This is a genomic window from Mammaliicoccus sciuri, from assembly GCF_025561425.1.
GTDB lineage: Bacteria > Bacillota > Bacilli > Staphylococcales > Staphylococcaceae > Mammaliicoccus > Mammaliicoccus sciuri_A.
The window spans coordinates 1,768,383-1,785,244 of the sequence record NZ_CP094824.1 but is presented as its reverse complement, the minus strand read 5'-3'; the positions used below and the strand labels follow the sequence as shown (position 1 = coordinate 1,785,244).

Annotated in this window: 13 protein-coding genes, 3 pseudogenes and 1 other annotated feature; of the genes and pseudogenes, 9 read left to right on the top strand and 7 right to left on the bottom strand. The window is 31.5% G+C overall.

All coding sequences use genetic code 11. From position 1 onward, the window contains the following. Window positions 1-165: 165 nt before the first annotated feature. Window positions 166-2,625, bottom strand: coding sequence for a transglycosylase domain-containing protein (locus MUA60_RS09200; protein WP_262647995.1), 2,460 nt, complete (start codon window positions 2,623-2,625; stop codon window positions 166-168). 100 nt (window positions 2,626-2,725) lie between these two features. Beyond that, window positions 2,726-2,919 (top strand) — a binding site (T-box leader). 50 nt (window positions 2,920-2,969) lie between these two features. Here MUA60_RS09200 and tyrS point away from each other — a divergent pair. Then, a complete protein-coding gene (tyrS, locus tag MUA60_RS09195) occupies window positions 2,970-4,232 on the top strand; it encodes a tyrosine--tRNA ligase (RefSeq protein WP_262647994.1) in 1,263 nt (420 codons plus the stop codon). Window positions 4,233-4,395: 163 nt separating this feature from the next. On the opposite strand, the pseudogene MUA60_RS09190 reads toward tyrS, so the two are convergent. Further along, window positions 4,396-5,594, bottom strand: a pseudogene (locus MUA60_RS09190) (IS110 family RNA-guided transposase). Between the two features lie 368 nt (window positions 5,595-5,962). Between MUA60_RS09190 and MUA60_RS09185 the strand changes: the two are divergent. Continuing rightward, the gene (locus tag MUA60_RS09185) at window positions 5,963-6,169 is read left to right on the top strand and encodes a LemA family protein (RefSeq protein WP_262647993.1); all 207 of its coding nucleotides are present in this window, start codon (window positions 5,963-5,965) and stop codon (window positions 6,167-6,169) included. Window positions 6,170-6,190: 21 nt separating this feature from the next. Here MUA60_RS09185 and MUA60_RS09180 read toward each other — a convergent pair whose 3' ends face one another. Further along, the gene (locus MUA60_RS09180; protein ID WP_262650538.1) at window positions 6,191-7,054 is read right to left on the bottom strand and encodes an IS3 family transposase; all 864 of its coding nucleotides are present in this window, start codon (window positions 7,052-7,054) and stop codon (window positions 6,191-6,193) included. Between the two features lie 8 nt (window positions 7,055-7,062). Continuing rightward, a complete protein-coding gene (locus tag MUA60_RS09175; RefSeq protein ID WP_262647992.1) occupies window positions 7,063-7,599 on the bottom strand; it encodes a transposase in 537 nt (178 codons plus the stop codon). Between the two features lie 48 nt (window positions 7,600-7,647). On the opposite strand from MUA60_RS09175, the pseudogene MUA60_RS09170 reads away from it, so the two are divergent. Both MUA60_RS09170 and MUA60_RS09165 read left to right on the top strand, forming a co-directional pair. Beyond that, window positions 7,648-8,037: pseudogene (locus tag MUA60_RS09170) on the top strand (LemA family protein); the annotation flags it as partial. Continuing rightward, window positions 8,037-8,876, top strand: coding sequence for a TPM domain-containing protein (locus tag MUA60_RS09165; RefSeq protein WP_262647991.1), 840 nt, complete (start codon window positions 8,037-8,039; stop codon window positions 8,874-8,876). The pseudogene MUA60_RS09170 and the gene MUA60_RS09165, both read left to right, overlap by 1 nt. A 235-nt stretch (window positions 8,877-9,111) precedes the next feature. Here the strand turns inward: MUA60_RS09165 and MUA60_RS09160 are convergent, their stop codons facing one another. Both MUA60_RS09160 and cstR read right to left on the bottom strand, forming a co-directional pair. Beyond that, a complete protein-coding gene (locus MUA60_RS09160) occupies window positions 9,112-9,867 on the bottom strand; it encodes a sulfite exporter TauE/SafE family protein (protein WP_262647989.1) in 756 nt (251 codons plus the stop codon). Further along, the gene (cstR, locus tag MUA60_RS09155; RefSeq protein ID WP_019468539.1) at window positions 9,867-10,127 is read right to left on the bottom strand and encodes a persulfide-sensing transcriptional repressor CstR; all 261 of its coding nucleotides are present in this window, start codon (window positions 10,125-10,127) and stop codon (window positions 9,867-9,869) included. The genes MUA60_RS09160 and cstR overlap by 1 nt, the downstream gene beginning before the upstream one ends. A gap of 137 nt (window positions 10,128-10,264) precedes the next feature. On the opposite strand from cstR, the gene cstA reads away from it, so the two are divergent. Together cstA and cstB are read left to right on the top strand one after the other, a co-directional pair. Continuing rightward, the gene (gene cstA / locus MUA60_RS09150; protein WP_262647988.1) at window positions 10,265-11,332 is read left to right on the top strand and encodes a persulfide response sulfurtransferase CstA; all 1,068 of its coding nucleotides are present in this window, start codon (window positions 10,265-10,267) and stop codon (window positions 11,330-11,332) included. Window positions 11,333-11,362: 30 nt separating this feature from the next. After that, window positions 11,363-12,695: pseudogene (gene cstB / locus MUA60_RS09145) on the top strand (persulfide dioxygenase-sulfurtransferase CstB). 163 nt (window positions 12,696-12,858) lie between these two features. Here the strand turns inward: cstB and MUA60_RS09140 are convergent. Then, window positions 12,859-14,115 (bottom strand): S1C family serine protease, encoded by a 1,257-nt coding sequence (locus MUA60_RS09140; protein ID WP_262647987.1) that lies wholly within the window; start codon window positions 14,113-14,115, stop codon window positions 12,859-12,861. Between the two features lie 167 nt (window positions 14,116-14,282). Between MUA60_RS09140 and MUA60_RS09135 the strand changes: the two genes are divergently transcribed. From MUA60_RS09135 to MUA60_RS09125, 3 genes are all read left to right on the top strand, one after another. Then, complete coding sequence (locus MUA60_RS09135) at window positions 14,283-14,912, top strand: lysophospholipid acyltransferase family protein (RefSeq protein WP_262647986.1); 630 nt, start codon at window positions 14,283-14,285, stop codon at window positions 14,910-14,912. 153 nt (window positions 14,913-15,065) lie between these two features. Continuing rightward, window positions 15,066-16,181: an HAD family hydrolase gene (locus MUA60_RS09130; RefSeq protein WP_262647985.1), complete on the top strand. Its 1,116-nt coding sequence runs from the start codon at window positions 15,066-15,068 to the stop codon at window positions 16,179-16,181. A 143-nt stretch (window positions 16,182-16,324) separates the two neighbouring features. Further along, complete coding sequence (locus MUA60_RS09125) at window positions 16,325-16,858, top strand: hypothetical protein (RefSeq protein WP_262647984.1); 534 nt, start codon at window positions 16,325-16,327, stop codon at window positions 16,856-16,858. Window positions 16,859-16,862 lie beyond the last annotated feature (4 nt).

The window sequence follows — 16,862 nt, the reverse complement described above, 5'->3', positions numbered from 1 at the left end:
ACTAAGGAGGCCGTTAGTAACAAAAGTCGGTGGAATTGTAACTAAGGGTGCCCATATTAACAAAACCTAACGAAAATGTAACTAAGGCGAGTCCTTCATAAAAGCATACTCAACAAAAAATAACACCTCATTTTCACTGAAAATGAGGTGTTATAAACGATTTATCTAATTATTGCCACTTGGTGGTTCGGTGCTTGTACCACTGGATGGCTTACTATTGCTGTTTGAATTACTATCTTTATTGCTGCTTGATTTATATGACCAAGCTTCTTTAGAATTTTTAGATACGCGTTCTTTTGGTTTAACTTTTGATGATGTGTTAGTATCAATTGCTTGTCCTAGTCGTTTTAATACGTAGTCGGAATTAATATCTTTATTCGAAGTATCGACTTTATCAGATAATAATGTAGAAGATTTAGATTCGCCGCTGCTACAGCTTCCGGTAGAATTTGTGTATTGGCAAATTTTGTCTTCTTTAACTGTGCTAGGTCTAGAGAATTCACTATCGTATCCTAATTTTTCTCTATCTGTAGAGGATAATGCATTAACCATATCTCTCCACATAAATAATTGATAATGACTGTCTTCATCAAATGTTATTGGTTGGTCATAACCCATCCAAATACCAAGTGTAACTTTTGGTGTATATCCTACAAACAAGCTATCTTTAGCATCTTGTGATGTACCTGTTTTACCAGCCCAGTTACCGTCAAATGAATTCTTAATTTGGTAACCTGAACCGTCATCGAGTACACCTTCTAAAATACTTGTTGTTAAATAAGTTGTTGATTCACTAAAGATACGTTTCGGATCTTTTTTGTGTTGATAAATCACTTCACCATCTCGTGATTTAATAGATTCAATCATATAACTTTCATTATATTCACCTTTATTAGCTAAAGTACTGTAACCATTCACATCTTGTTCTAACGTGAAGTCTGCTGTACCAAGTGTTAAGGCTAAACTATCTTGTATATCTTTAGGTACGGTCATACCCATTTTATTTAAGTTTTCCCATGGTTTGTAGTCTTGAACATTGCTATACAATCTTAAAGTACTTAAGTTTAAAGAGTTTCTTAAAGCATAATCTACTGTTACTGGTCCAAATTCTCTTCTATCGTAGTTATCAGGTGAATAACCTTGGAAATCGAATTTTTTATCCAGTAGGGCAGTGTTTGGTGTGATTAATCCATTTTCAAATGCTGGTGCATATGTGAGTAATGGTTTCATTGTTGAACCTGGTGAACGTTTAGCACTTGTTGCGTGATTGATTTGTGATTTTTCGTAATCTCTACCACCAACGAACGCTAGTATTTTACCAGATTGATTTTCTTTTAATAATGCACCGACTTCATGTTGGAACTCTTTAGAATCTTTTTTACCTTCACTGTTTGTATAACTTGCTTCTCTATCCCAAGAGTAGCTACCAGAATTATCTTTAACTTCTTGAAGTTTATCGTACATATCTTTTTCAATCGTTGTATCTACACGGTAACCTTCAGTTCGCATAGCTTGATTAGCTTTTTCAGTATATTTCGTCATAAGAACAGGCGTTTGATCAAGTTCTTTCTTAGAAATATTATCTTCTTTTGCTAAATGGTATTTAAGAATATCAACAGTACGTTTTTCAACTTCTTCCGTTAAGAATGGATATTTCTGATTAGGTTCTTCAACTTTATCAACAAATGATTTCTTGATGTCGAATTTTAAAGCTTCATCGTATTCTTTTTTCGTGATTTTTTCTTCTTGATACATTCTTTTCAGAACATAGTGTTGACGATTGATGCCGTATTTCAAGGATTCATCATCTTTTAAATCACCATTCGGTAAGAAAGGTGTGTATGTGTAAGGATTCTGAGGTAATCCAGCAAGATATGCAGATTGTGCAATATTTAAATTCTTAGCTGATTTACCAAATACACCTTGAGCAGCGGCTTCAATACCCGCAATATTAGAACCATTTGAATTTCTACCAAATGAAACGACGTTTAAGTAACTATCAATAATTTCTTCTTTTGATAAGTTCTTTTCAACATTCATTGAAAGTAGCATTTCTTTTGCTTTACGTTCAAATGATGTTTCATTTGTTAAAAGTTGGTTCTTAACAAGTTGTTGTGTTAATGTACTCCCGCCAGAAGAATTAGCACTACCAAGTACTTCTTGTACTGATGCTCTTATAAAAGCTTTAGGTACAATTCCGTTATGGTTATAGAAGTCTTCATCTTCTGTTGATATAAGTGCATTTTTAACATTTTTACTTATGTCTTTCCCTTTAATAACATCCCTTTGGACATCACTTTTTAATCGACCAAGTGACTCTCCAGAACCAAAATAAACAGAAGTACTTTCTGTCATTGAATAAAGTTGTTGCTTCATTTCTTTTTTAGACATTACTTTTTCATCTTTGACAAGTCCTGCGAAGTATCCGCCGCCAATACCCAATCCTAAAGCTAATAATAAACAACTAATAAATACAATAATGAAAAATAAATTGCTTATTACATTGTATGCAGTATGGAATATGAGTTTTGGGGACCATTTTGTTTCTTTAAAAGTATCTTTATATTTCTTACTTGAACGATTAAATTGTTCTTTAAGTTTGTTTTTAGACTGATTTGAACTCAAATTTTTACCTCCAATCTAATCATCAATATTATAACATATATGTTTAGTGTTGACTTTTAAAAAAGTTAGCATTATACTTTGTAATTAATTGCATAAGGTAATGAACTAAAGGAGAAGTAGTGATTATTTTCTTTTTAAGAGAGTCAGTGGTGCTGCGAACTGATAAAGTGATAATGATGAATACACCTTTATAACAACAAGTTCAACGTTTTTAATGTACGTAACATTAGAGAGTGATGATGTATGTATTTACGTCATAAGTATGGTGGTACCGTGTATTCAAGCACCCTTACATTTTTTGTGAGGGTGCTTTTTTATATTCTATTTTAGAGGAGGAAAATACAATGACAAATGAACTTTTAGAAGATTTAAAATGGAGAGGTTTAATTTATCAACAAACTGATGAACAAGAAATTGAAGACTTATTAAATAGAGAGTCAGTTAAAATATATTGTGGTGCAGATCCTACAGCTGATAGTTTGCACATTGGACATTTATTACCATATTTAACACTACGTCGTTTCCAAAACCATGGTCACACACCAATCGTCTTAGTTGGTGAAGGAACAGGTATGATTGGAGATCCATCAGGTCGTTCAGAAGAAAGACAATTACAATCAAATGAACAGATGGAAATTAATACAAGAGGCATTATGAATCAAATGCATAAAATATTTGATTTTGAAGGTGAAGGTTCTGCTATTCTTGTTAACAATAAAGATTGGTTAAAAGAAATAGATTTAATTTCATTCTTAAGAGATTACGCTAAACACGTGGGTGTAAACTACATGTTAGCTAAAGATTCTGTTAAGACAAGATTAGAAACAGGTATTTCATACACTGAGTTTACGTACATGATTTTACAAGCCATTGATTTCGGATACTTAAACCGTAATTACGATTGTAAAATGCAAATCGGTGGTTCAGACCAATGGGGTAACATCACGACAGGATTAGATTTAATGAGAAGAATGTACGGTGACACTGAAGCTTACGGTTTCACAATTCCACTTGTTACAAAAGCAGATGGTAAAAAATTCGGTAAATCTGAATCAGGTACTGTATGGTTAGATAGAAGTAAAACATCAGCTTACGAGTTATACCAATTCTGGATTAACTCTCAAGATGCCGATGTTGTAAAATACTTAAAATACTTTACTTTCCTTGATAGAGAAGAAATTGAAAGACTTGAAAGAACAGTTGAAGAAGCACCTCATTTAAGAGAAGCTCAAAAAGTATTAGCTGAAGAAATGGTTGGCTTTATACATGGTGAAGAAGCTGTAGAAGAAGCTAAAAGAATTACAGATGCACTATTTAAAGGCGATATTAAATCATTAACAAAATCAGAAATCGTAGAAGGTTTTAAAGATGTGCCAACAGCTGAAGTAAGTTCTGAAACTGTACAACTTGTTGACTTTATTATTGAAGCAGGTGTTTCTCCTTCAAAACGACAAGCACGTGAAGATATCACAAATGGTGCAATTTACTTAAACGGTGAACGTATTCAAGATGTTAACCATGAGATTTCAAGCGAAGATAAAATAGATGACGAATTTACAATTGTTAGAAGAGGTAAGAAGAAATACACAATGGTTAAATACGTTTAATATTTATGAGTTACATGGGCTGAGGCAACGATGTTTGTCTCAGTCTTTTTCCTACGATTTGTCAACTACTACGTAGTAAAATGTATTTAAAATTGGCATCACTAAATAAGCCTTTATTATTTAATAATTTTTTCAATATGTTATGATTTATTTGAATAGATTATCAGTGTGGAAACAAGTGATAATCATATTCTTTATTATTTATAACTAGATAATGAATGGTTTTAAGTAGCTTGTTAACGCAAGCTATTGAAGCAGTCTTGTGGCCTTTGCCATTAGGCTGCTTTTTTAATTTGTAATAATAGTCGATAATATGATTTTTAAATAACCTTTGACCCAACAGGAAATTTTTAATGATTAAGTAAAATAATGATCTAGCATGTTTGTTTCCACGTTTGTTAATTTTATCTTTAAAATGCGTTTTACCAGACTGATATCTTTTTATATCAATGCCTACATATGCATTCAATTGTTTATGAGAATCAAAGGATTTGATGTCACCTAATTCGCCAATAATCATTATGGCTGTTAAATCACCAATGCCAGGAATAGATTTAATTATTTTAAATTCTTCGAATTCCTCAGCTAACACTAATAACCTTTGTTTTATAGAAGCATGCCGTTTCATTAGATTTAATAAATCTTCAATCACATAAATTAATTTATCTGTTAAAAATGAATCTTTAGAAACAGAAGGATAACTGACCATAGAGAACTCTACGAGTTTTTTTGCATATTGTGCTTTCTTTTTCTCTGATAGATTTTTTCTGTACAACTATTAATTGTATTTTTTAGTTCTTCAATTTCATTAGAATCAACAAAGTCAGGATGTGGGAACTTACTAGCTACTTGTAAAGCCAATTTTGAATATCTATCCTTAAATAGGTTTTGTAATTCTGGAAAAGTCATATCTAGTAACTGAATCAATTGGTTTTTTAAGTAATTTTGTTGATTGTTAATTTCTTCATAGTATCTTGTCAGTGCTCTCAGTTTTACGTATTTTTCTTCCATTAAATTTCTAGAAGGTTTTTTATTTATATTTTTAGCTAAAACGGCAAGTTTATGTGCATCAGATTTATCTGTTTTCCAATTTCTTAAAGAATTAGTTAGTAATTTTGCCTCAAGAGGGTTAATTACACAAAATGAAATGTTGTTAACTGTACAGAATTTCTCTAACACTTTTGAATATATACCAGTAGCTTCAAATAAAAAATATACTCCTGCGAAATCCTTTATATATTTGTTTAGTGACTCAAAACCATTATTATCGTGGGTAATTTCAAATTCTTTAACAAATTCATTGTTTGAATAATGTGCAATAAAACTCTTTCCTTTTCCAACATCTATACCAAAATATTCGATAAAAATCACTCCTAAGTTATTAAATTTAAGAAGCTTTAACTTCACTTAGCCTTACTTAGTTCATTTTCCTGTACACGATCTCAAGGGACCCAACATACTAAAATCGAATTCATAAGGAGAGTGAAGTTCTCCAGTTTTTGCTACGGGTTCTATGACCCTAGAGACCGATCGGAGTACTTCTCTCTTCTACTATTTCATATTCTTAAAATAAGTACCAACGGTATGAAAAAGAATATGAAAAAAGTAGCGAAGTTCATCTACCGTCGTAGATTACTTCGCTACTAATCTTAGTATGTTTTCGCATACAAATGGTATTTATTGTATAATAAAGAAGACCATTTATTTATAAAAAGAAAGGGAGACATTTAATGAAAAAATATTTAGGACCAATTATTGTTGTTGTAGCAGTAATTGTTATTATTGGCTTATTTATGATCGGTCCATACAATAGATTAGTTGGACTTGAAGAAGAAGCGGATAAGTCATTATCTAATATTGATAATCAGCTTCAAAGACGTGTTGACTTAATTCCTAACTTAGTTGATACAGTTAAAGGTTATACGAAACTGTACTGAACCCAAAAATCTAAACCTTAATTAGTATATTATTTCAAAGGTTTGTCTCCTGTAATTTTTGGGAGATAAGCCTTTTAATTTTGATTTGATTCTTTCGTTATTATAAAAATCGATATATCGATGAATAGCTTGTTCAAGGTCCTGAAAATCTTTAAATTCTTGGCCATAATACATTTCTTGTTTAAGTAACCCAAAAAAGTTTTCCATAACTGAATTATCTAGACAATTACCTTTTCTAGACATACTCTGAAATATTTTATGGTCTTTTAATAATCTAGTGTATTGTGAATGTTGATAATGCCAGCCTTGATCTGAATGAATCGTTAAACGATGATCTAGGTTTGGACGACGCTTTATCATTTCTTTTAATGGATTGATGACTATATCTAATGTAGGACGACTTGAGATTTTAAAGCTGATAATCTCTGAACTATATAAGTCCATAAAAGGTGATAAATATAATTTCTGACCATTCATTAATTTGAACTCTGTAATATCTGTTACGACTTTTTGAAATGGGAGACTTGTTTTAAATCTACGATTTAATATATTTTGAGCTACTTTACCAACTTTACCTTTAAAGGAACGATACTTACGACCTCTATGTGTGAACTTTGTACAAGTTAGATTATGTTCTTTCATAATTCTTAGTACTTTTTTATGATTTACGATAAGACCTCTATTTCTTAGTGCTTGTGTAATACGACGATAACCATAGGTATAGTTTGATTCTTCACATATTTCTTTTATTACTTGAATCAATGTTTCATCTTTATCAGCTTTACTAAATTTATTTATCCAATAATAGTATACAGATTTAGCTATTTGAGCGACTTTAAATAAGATACTTAATCGTATATTATATGTTTCATTTAGTTCCTTAATGACCTTTACTATTTCTGATTTTTGCTTCCGTAAATGTCGGTCAAGGCTTGTAACTTTTTTTGATAAGCTATACCTGCCTTTAACGTCTCATTTTCATTTCTAAGTCTTTCAAGTTCTTCACGTTCATTTTCATTTAAAGGTAAATTTTTATTATCTGATTTAGATCGTTTTTTAGTCATAGTGTGAGATTGTCCCTTTTGTTTATTATCTATATCAAGACGACACTTTTCATCAAATTGATGTTGCCAATTGGCAATGATAATAGGATTAATAATTCTAAAGTGATTCGCAGTATCTTGATAAGACAACATATTTTCTTGTCTAAATTTTAAAACAGATAATTTAAATTCGCTAGTATAAACAGTATTTCTACTTTTTATTTCTAAACCTTCTTCTCCAAACTCTTTATATTGATTGACCCAAATCCGAAGGACAGACCAACTTGAAATACCATATTTTAAAGCAATTGTTCTATAACTTTGATGTCCTTCTAAATATTCTTTTACAAGTTTTAGTTTGAATTTAAATTCATATTTTTTCCTCATTAGAATGCACCCCAATATTTTGATTTGTTTAGTTCAAATATTTGGGTTCACATCAAACACGAAGAAAAAGTGTTCAAAGATGTATCAGATGCACGTAGTAAATTAGCAGGTGCGAATACGCCAGAAGAAAAAGCAGAAGTAAATGGAGAAGTTAATAGTGCGTTAAGTCGTTTACTTGCTATCAGTGAAAATTATCCAGATTTAAAAGCAGATAAGCAATTTACAGGATTAAGAGACGAATTAGCTGGTACTGAGAATAGAATTGCAGTAGCTAGAAAAGATTATAACGAATCTATTAATGAATATAATCAAGCTACTCGTAGATTCCCATCTAGTATCGTAGCAGGATTATTTAATTTTGATAAGAAAGAATATTTCCAAGCTAAAGGTGAAGCTAAAGATGCACCAAAAGTTGACTTTGGCGGAGACGAATCTTAATGAAATCAATTTTTAAACGATTTTGTGTCTTGCTTATTGTTAGCTTTTTTTCACTAAGTTATGTCGTACATGCAGCTGATGATAAATTTCCTAAGTTAGAACAGCCTGTATTTGTACAAGATCATGCTAAATTAATGACTGATCAAGATAAAGACAAAATTAATCAAAAAGGTCAAAAATTACAAGATGGAACAGATGCAGATATCTTGTTAATGACGATGAAATCAATAGGTCAAACACCTCGCCAAGATTATGCGTTAGAAGCGGGGCGACACTATAAAGTTGGCGACCAAAAGCATAATCGTGGTATTGTTATCCTATTAAATATGGATAACGGTAATGAGAACAATAATAGAGGTATTGATATAGCAGTTGGAGATGGACTTGAAGGTGTCCTCAATGACTCTAAAGTTGGGGAATTGATCGATTCTAAATTCATGCCTTATCAAAAGAAAGCTTCTCAAACTAAAGATAGTAAAAAAGCAAACGCTTATTACAGTCAAGGTTTAACAAATTTATATGATGCAGTGTGGGATGAAGTAGCTAAAAGTTACGGATACGATGGTAAGAAGTTCACTGAAGACGAGCCACAAAGTAGTGGGTTAGGAAAAATACCATTTATCATCTTTATCATATTTATTATTGTATTCTTCATTATTTACTTCAAAAATGGAGGCGGTAGACCTCCAAGAGGTGGAAATAGAAGAGGTACAAGACGTGGTATGACTGGACCATTTATCTTTGGAGGGTCATCAGGTAGTTCTGGTGGCGGATTCTCCGGAGGTGGCTTCGGCGGAGGAGGCGGCTTCTCTGGCGGAGGCGCAGGTAGAGGATTCTAGTTTGAAATATGTATATAGAAAAAGCATGCAACTCGATATGAGTAGCATGCTTTTTTGAATTATATGGAGTATATATAATAGTAGAAATGATTACAAAAGTCTATCGAAGTGTAAAAAAGGTACGCCATAGTAACAAAAGTCGTCGAAAGTGTCACTTTACTTAATATATGAGAATGTTTTAACCTTATATATAAGAAAGGGAAGTGCAAATATTAGTTGTACCTCTCTTTCTTATCTATAAAATAATTTGAATAATTGCAATAATAATTAAAACACTGATGATCCATTTTTGTACAAAACTAGGGACTTTTTTACCTAATTTTAAGCCTAACGGAGCGAAAATAATACTCCCTATTATTAAAAATAATGCGTCTTCTAAAGGAATGTAACTTTGTATAAGTTTAATGATAAAGGCGCCAATTGAAGATATAAAAGCAATTACTATACTATTAGCAACTACCATATTCATTGGTAATTTGAATAAAACTAACAATATAGGAATAATAATAAAAGCGCCGCCTGCTCCAACTATACCCGAAATGATACCAACGAAAAGACCAACCATAACTAATAATGGTTTGTTAAAGGAAGATTGATTTAAATTTGGTTTTACGTTAATAAACATTAAAAATAATGCGATTAAAGCAATGATAATATATATCGCATTTACAAATGTAGCATTAAATAAATTTGCTATGAGTGCGCCTAACATGCTCCCTGTAATCATACCTCCACTCATATAAATAACTAATGGCGGGGAGAATTCTGTTTTTTTTCGCGCTTTTAATGACCCACTTAAAGTACTGAAAAAGACTTGACTGGAAGTAAGACCTGAAGCGATGTATGCGCTGTATGCAGGAACACCAAATAGTGGCGGTAATAATAAAATAGCTGGATAAATAATGATAGCACCACCGATACCTACTAGTCCCGAAATAAAGCCCCCGAATCCCCCTATAAGTAACATCATAATAACAGTTGAAATATCCATTATTTACTTTTTACCAATAAGTTAACGGCTTCATTAATCAATTCTTCAGAATTTTCACCATTATCTTCTGCTGCCTTTACACATTCTATTAAATTTTCACTAATGATAATCCCCATCAAACGTTGGATTGAACTTTTGGATGCACTGATTTGAGTAATGACATCTTTACAATCTTTTTCTTCTTCCATCATTTTAATAACTCCATTGAGTTGACCTTGTATTCTATTAATACGATTAATCATTTTTTTATCATAATGCATAGTTATTCCCTCCACTTTTAATTGAATAAAGTCATAATAATAGATAGTACCAAAAATGTCAAATACCCAATAGGGTATTTGGCATACTGTAAACAATCGGTTAATATACCCCTATAGGTATTTATAAGGAGGATATTATGAAACAATATAACGAAAAGCATATCAACAAATTCAGTAAACAAGAATTAGAAAAATTAGGTGCACAAGGTCAACTGATTGACGTAAGAACAGAAGAAGAATATGAGCTAGCACACATAAATGATGCTACATTATATCCTGTAGATAAGATTGAATCATTCAATAAAGATAAAAACAAAACCTATTATATTCACTGTAAAAGTGGTAATAGAAGCAGCAAAGCAAGTGAATATTTAGCTAAACAAGGTTATGATGTTGTAAATTTAGACGGTGGCTATAATGCTTATGAAGAACAAAATAATAATCACGATACACAAGAAGAAAATACAAATGTAGAAATTAAAGCAGAGCGTAAACAATTTAACTATAGTGGTCTTCAATGCCCAGGTCCAATTGTAAACATTAGTAAAGAAATGAAAAATATTGAGGTAGGCGAGCAAATTGAAGTTACAGTGACTGATCCTGGTTTCCTTAGCGACATTAAAAGCTGGGTGAAACAAACAGGGCATACATTAGTTGAATTGGATGAAAGTAATAATGGAATTAATGCAATCATTCAAAAAGAAAAACCAAAAGACTTACAAGTGAATCATACTGCTAAAGGTACGACAATTGTACTATTTAGTGGAGAGTTAGATAAAGCAGTGGCAGCAATGATTATTGCAAATGGCGCTAGAGCTGCAGGAAGAGATGTAACTATCTTCTTTACTTTTTGGGGACTTAACGCGTTGAAAAAAGAACAAACAGTTAACGTTAAAAAGAAAGGCATTGCAAAAATGTTTGATTTGATGTTGCCTAAATCATCTGTACGCATGCCACTTTCTAAAATGAATATGTTTGGTTTAGGTAATATCATGATGCGCTATGTAATGAAAAAGAAAAATGTTGATTCATTACCATCTCTTATCAATCAAGCTATCGAACAAGATATCAAATTAATCGCTTGCACGATGAGCATGGATGTTATGGGCATTCAGAAAGAAGAGCTCAGGGACGAGGTTGAGTACGGTGGAGTAGGTACTTATATTGGTGATACAGAAAATGCGAATCATAATTTATTCATCTAATTAAATCTATTAAAAAAAAGGAGTTTTATCATGTTTTTCAAACAATTTTACGATAATCATTTATCTCAAGCATCTTATTTAGTTGGCTGTCAACGTACAGGAGAGGCAATAGTAATTGATCCTGTTCGTGATATAACAAAATATATGGAAGTTGCAGATAGCGAAGGTTTTACAATTACACAAGCTGCAGAAACACATATTCACGCTGATTTTGCTTCTGGAATTCGGGACGTGGCAGAACGTTTAAACGCCAATATATGTATCTGGAGAAGGTGATGATCAATTAAGTTATAAAAATATGCCGGAACATACAAATTTTGTTAAAAATCAAGATATTATTCAAGTAGGTAATATTAAATTAGAAGTCTTGCATACACCTGGTCATACCCCGGAGAGTATTAGTTTCTTACTCACGGATGAAGGTGGCGGCTCAAGTGTTCCAATGGGTTTATTTAGTGGTGACTTTATTTTTGTTGGTGATATCGGTAGACCTGATTTACTAGAAAAATCAGTACAAATAGAAGGTACTACAGAGATTGGTGCAAAACAGATGTTCCAATCTATAGAAGGTGTTAAAGATTTACCAGATTATATTCAAATATGGCCTGGACACGGTGCTGGAAGTCCTTGTGGTAAAGCATTAGGTGCTATACCAATGTCTACGCTAGGTTACGAAAAAATTAATAACTGGGCATTTAATGTAACAGATGAATCTAAATTTGTTGAAACATTAACATCAAATCAACCAGCGCCACCCCATCACTTTGCACAGATGAAAAAAATTAATCAGTTTGGTATGAACATGTATCAACCATACGACGTTTTTCCTAGTTTAGATAATGCAAGAATAGCCTTTGATCTTCGTAGTAAAGAAGCTTTTCATGGTGGTCATACTGAAGGTACAATCAATATTCCTTACAATCAAAACTTCATTAATCAAATCGGTTGGTATTTAGACTATGAAAATAGTATAGATTTAATTGGTGATAAATCTATCGTTGAGCAAGCAACACATACTTTACAATTAATTGGCTTTGATAATGTAGCGGGTTATCGTTTACCAAAATCAGAAATTTTAACCCAATCCATCCATAGCATTGATATGACTGGTAAAGAAGAATATATACTTGACGTACGTAATGAAGAAGAGTGGAAAAATGGGCACTTAGATCAAGCAGTCAATATTCCGCATGGTAAATTATTAAATGAAAATATTCCATTTAATAAAGAGGATAAAATATACGTACATTGTCAGTCAGGTGTTAGAAGTTCAATCGCCGTGGGTATCTTAGAAAACAAAGGATTTGAAAATGTTGTAAATATTAGAGAAGGCTATCAAGATTTTCCAGAATCATTAAAATAATTTTAGGAGTTTGGGACAGAAATGTTCTAGAAAGTAAAAATACAATAGTAAACATTATAGTGATATGTTTAAATATATTAAGTAAAGTTACTGTCGAAAGTGTAACTAAGACATACGTGAAAAACCGCATGGGACTCTATCATTGTCCCATGCGGTTTTTAATTTAGTTTTGTTCTTTTAATGTGATTTTTGTTGTATGTGTTTTACCGTCTCTAATGTATTTGATTGTGATTTTGTCACCTGGTTTTTTCTCATTGTAGATATAATTTTTAATATCAGAAACGTCTGATACATCTTTATCGTCTACTTTAGTAATGACATCATCTTTTTTAAGTCCGTTGTCTGCTTTTTTATCTACTTCAGAAATGTAAACACCTTTATCTGTTGTGAGATTTAATTCTTTCTTATATTGGTTTGGTATATCATCTATTGAAATCATACTGATACCGATATAAGGTCGTGTAACTTTACCGTCGTACATAATATCTTTAATGATATTGTTTACTTCATTACTTGGAATTGCAAAGCCGATACCTTCTACATCTGATCTTGAAATTTTCATTGAGTTAATACCTATAAGGTTACCGTTTAAGTCGATTAATGCGCCACCTGAGTTACCTGGGTTTATGGCAGCATCTGTTTGAATTACTGTTGCCTCTGTTACACCTTGTGAAGTTTGTACATTCATCGTACGTTCTTCTGAAGAAATAATACCTTGTGTCACACTGTTTGCAAATTCAACACCTAATGGGTTACCTAAAGCAAATACTGTTTCACCAGCTTTAACTTTAGATGAATCTGCGAATTTAATTGGTTCAATATTATAATTACCTTCTATTTTTAATACTGCTAAGTCAGTCATAACATCTGTACCGACAAGTTTGGCTTTTACTGATTTATCATTATGAAGGCGAACTTCTATTTCATTTGCACCTTCTATAACATGGTTGTTCGTTACGATGTAAGTAGTATTACCATTAGATTGATAAATCACGCCTGTACCTGTTCCCGTTTCTTCTGAATCACCAGACCCATCTGAATCCTCAGAGTTGTTACCACCGAAAAATGATTCAAGCCCGTTTGCTTTTTGTTTGTTAATAACGCCTACAATTGAAGGTGAAACATCTTCAATCGTTTTAGAAACGGATTTGTTGCTTGATTTATTATCTTTAATATTGCCACCTTTTTCATTAGCAGGTGCTTTTGTAATATTCGCTTCATCATTATAATTGTTAAACACATCTACTATTTTAGTCCCGCCGATATATAATGCGAGTATTAATACCGCGCCTAAAATACCAGAAATAAATGGGATAAGACAACTTTGATACCAAGGGATTTTATTTTTTTGTTTGTAATAGTAACCATTTGAAGTTGTCTTATTAATATTCTGTTGCTCCTCATTTTGATTTTGATCCATTTTATTGCCTCCTTAAACACTGTCCATAAAATAATTATTATAGAAATTCATTTAAAAAGCTAATGATATGGTCGTTTTAAATTGTTACAATATTTTGTATGAAAACTTGTTACGTAAGTACGACAATGATAGAATATGTATATCATTAAGAAGAGAGTGGTCATTAAATGTATAAATTTGCGAGTACTGTTTTACATACTATTTTTCAAAAATTCGGGAAACAAATTGTAGCAATCAACAAAGAAAAAGTTCCTGATGAACCTTATATCGTTACGTGTACACATACAGGATATGTAGAAGTTATCATGTTAGCTTTAAGTTTATATCCTACAGAAATTAATTATATGGCTAAAAAAGAATTGTTTTCGAAAGACTGGTCAGATAAATTCTTTCATTCATTGAATGCATTTCCAGTTGATAGAGAAAAACCAGGTCCAAGTACTTTAAAAATACCTGTTAAATTATTAAATCAAGGTAAAAGTGTTGGTATTTTCCCATCTGGTCATAGAGTAGAAACAGGAGAAGCACCATTAAAAAGAGGGGCTGCAACGATTGCTGTATTAAGTAACAAACCAATTGTACCAGCTGCTTTTGAAGGGCCTAAACAAGTTAAATCAATTTTTGGGTTTAGACAAAAGTCGTTTATTAAATTTGGAGAGCCGATCGATCCAAATGACTTCCCAAGTGATATGAAGAAAAGTGAAAAAATAGCTAAAATTATGACTTTATTAGAAGAAAGAACGAATACTTTACAAAAAGAAGTGACGTATATCGCTCGTAAATCTAGACAAAAATAACATTAAAAAATCTTACAAGCGACCATTTGCTTGTAAGATTTTTTGTATCTTAAAGTAAAACGTTTTCATTTATCTTATGTTGTAATACTACTGTATTCAGTCATAATCTATGCTAAAATTATAATCAGAATGTTCAAAAAATGGAGGCATAATATGAAACAAGTATTATTTGATGTAGACGGTGTTTTTTTAAGTGAAGAAAGATGTTTTGATGTTTCTGCTTTAACAGTTTATGAAATTTTACATAGTGAAGCTTATTTAAACTTAAAAGGAACAGTAGACATAGAAACATTAGATGAACAAGATATTAAACAAATTAGAAAAGACATATTTATTGATGATCAAATTCTGAATCAACTTAAGTCTTTAGGTTTAAATTCTAACTGGGATATGCTTTTTATTGTGATTAGTACACATTTAATTGAATTGTTAAAGCAAGCAAAAGCTACAAATCTTGACTTGAGTAACGTTAACTTTGACGACAATACTTTGAAAAATTATGCTCAACAAATAGTAGGTAAAGAAATAAATATAGAAATACCTCGTCGATTTTTATCTAAAGCGACTTCCGGTAAAGAAAATATTTATTATGATCTTATTGCTTTTGCACAAGAAGAACTAAAAGTAGAAGATGCTTCAATTTTTGAACTGAAAAGTAAGTTCTGGGATGTTGCACAAGAAGTTTATCAAGAATGGTACTTAGGTACTGAGTTATATCAAGAAGTTGAACATAAGACACCTCGTACAACTTTTAAAAATGGTTATATAAAAGAAGAAGTAGTGTTAGCTGATGTGGATGAAGTGACACAATTGCTAGAAGATTTAAAAGAAGCAGGATATCAAATTGGTATTGCTACAGGTAGACCAAGAACAGAAACAATCGTTCCATTTGAGACAATCGGTTGGTTAAAACAATTTGATGAATTCCATATTGGAACAGCATCAGAAGTGCTTAAAGCAGAAACAACCTATCCAGAATTTAAACCACTCGGTAAACCAAATCCATTTAGCTATTTAGTAGCGAATGGTGGTAATGACACAGAGAAATTTTTATCTTATATAAAAGAACAAGAACAAGTGTTTAGTGAGCAAGATATATATATAGTAGGTGATTCATTAGCTGATTTATTGAGTGCACAAAAAACAGGTGCAACATTTATAGGCACACTCACTGGATTAAAAGGTCAGTCAGCAAGAGCAGAGTTAGAAGATTATCATGCTGATTATATTGTAGATAACGTATTAGATATTAGAAACGTATTATTATAAATTGAAAATCCCACAAATCATCAAAGATTTGTGGGATTTTTTGATGAATAAAATTTTTATAAGATTTCATTACAATATTTACTTATAAATATTGTATAATAGAAGTGTGGAAAAATTTTGAAAAGCAGATGGGGGTTGGAGTAATGTATATTGATATTTTATTAAAAAATCATGATGCTGATAGAAACCACTTTATAAGGCAAACTGGGTTCTCTCATAAGAAAATTTCTAAACTCAATAAGCAAGATCCTAATTCGTATAGTGATGATTTAATAAAAGAGATCGCTCAGTTCCTTAATTTAAGCTATGACACTACTAGAAATGAATTACTGCAAATTAAAGAAAAGGGGACACTTTATAAAGCACAAACTGTCGAGGAACTAAAGATTGTGATTGATACGAGTCCTAAAGAATTTATAGTGAGTAAAGAGGTCTATAGTTTGATTAATGATATTAAGCAATCTGATATATCTCATGATCAGCAATATATGAAAGATGTTTCTCAAACTGTATTAACGTCATTTATTTTATGGATTATAGGCAAAGTGAATAGTATTGGTAAATCATCTGAAGAAAAATTTATCAATGATTTAAGGTTACATATCTTAACGTACTATGATATTCATGAAATGAACAACAATCGAGCAAGACTCGTACTTAAAGCATTTGTTAGTTAAATAT

Coding starts and splice junctions, on each gene's coding strand:
- tyrS (WP_262647994.1), top strand. CDS start 2,970: ATGACAAATGAACTTTTAGAAGATTTAAAATGGAGAGGTTTAATTTAT.
- MUA60_RS09185 (WP_262647993.1), top strand. CDS start 5,963: ATGAAAAAATATTTAGGACCAATTATTGTTGTTGTAGCAGTAATTGTT.
- MUA60_RS09175 (WP_262647992.1), bottom strand. CDS start 7,599: ATGAGGAAAAAATATGAATTTAAATTCAAACTAAAACTTGTAAAAGAA.
- MUA60_RS09165 (WP_262647991.1), top strand. CDS start 8,037: ATGAAATCAATTTTTAAACGATTTTGTGTCTTGCTTATTGTTAGCTTT.
- MUA60_RS09160 (WP_262647989.1), bottom strand. CDS start 9,867: ATGGATATTTCAACTGTTATTATGATGTTACTTATAGGGGGATTCGGG.
- cstR (WP_019468539.1), bottom strand. CDS start 10,127: ATGCATTATGATAAAAAAATGATTAATCGTATTAATAGAATACAAGGT.
- cstA (WP_262647988.1), top strand. CDS start 10,265: ATGAAACAATATAACGAAAAGCATATCAACAAATTCAGTAAACAAGAA.
- MUA60_RS09140 (WP_262647987.1), bottom strand. CDS start 14,115: ATGGATCAAAATCAAAATGAGGAGCAACAGAATATTAATAAGACAACT.
- MUA60_RS09135 (WP_262647986.1), top strand. CDS start 14,283: ATGTATAAATTTGCGAGTACTGTTTTACATACTATTTTTCAAAAATTC.
- MUA60_RS09130 (WP_262647985.1), top strand. CDS start 15,066: ATGAAACAAGTATTATTTGATGTAGACGGTGTTTTTTTAAGTGAAGAA.
- MUA60_RS09125 (WP_262647984.1), top strand. CDS start 16,325: ATGTATATTGATATTTTATTAAAAAATCATGATGCTGATAGAAACCAC.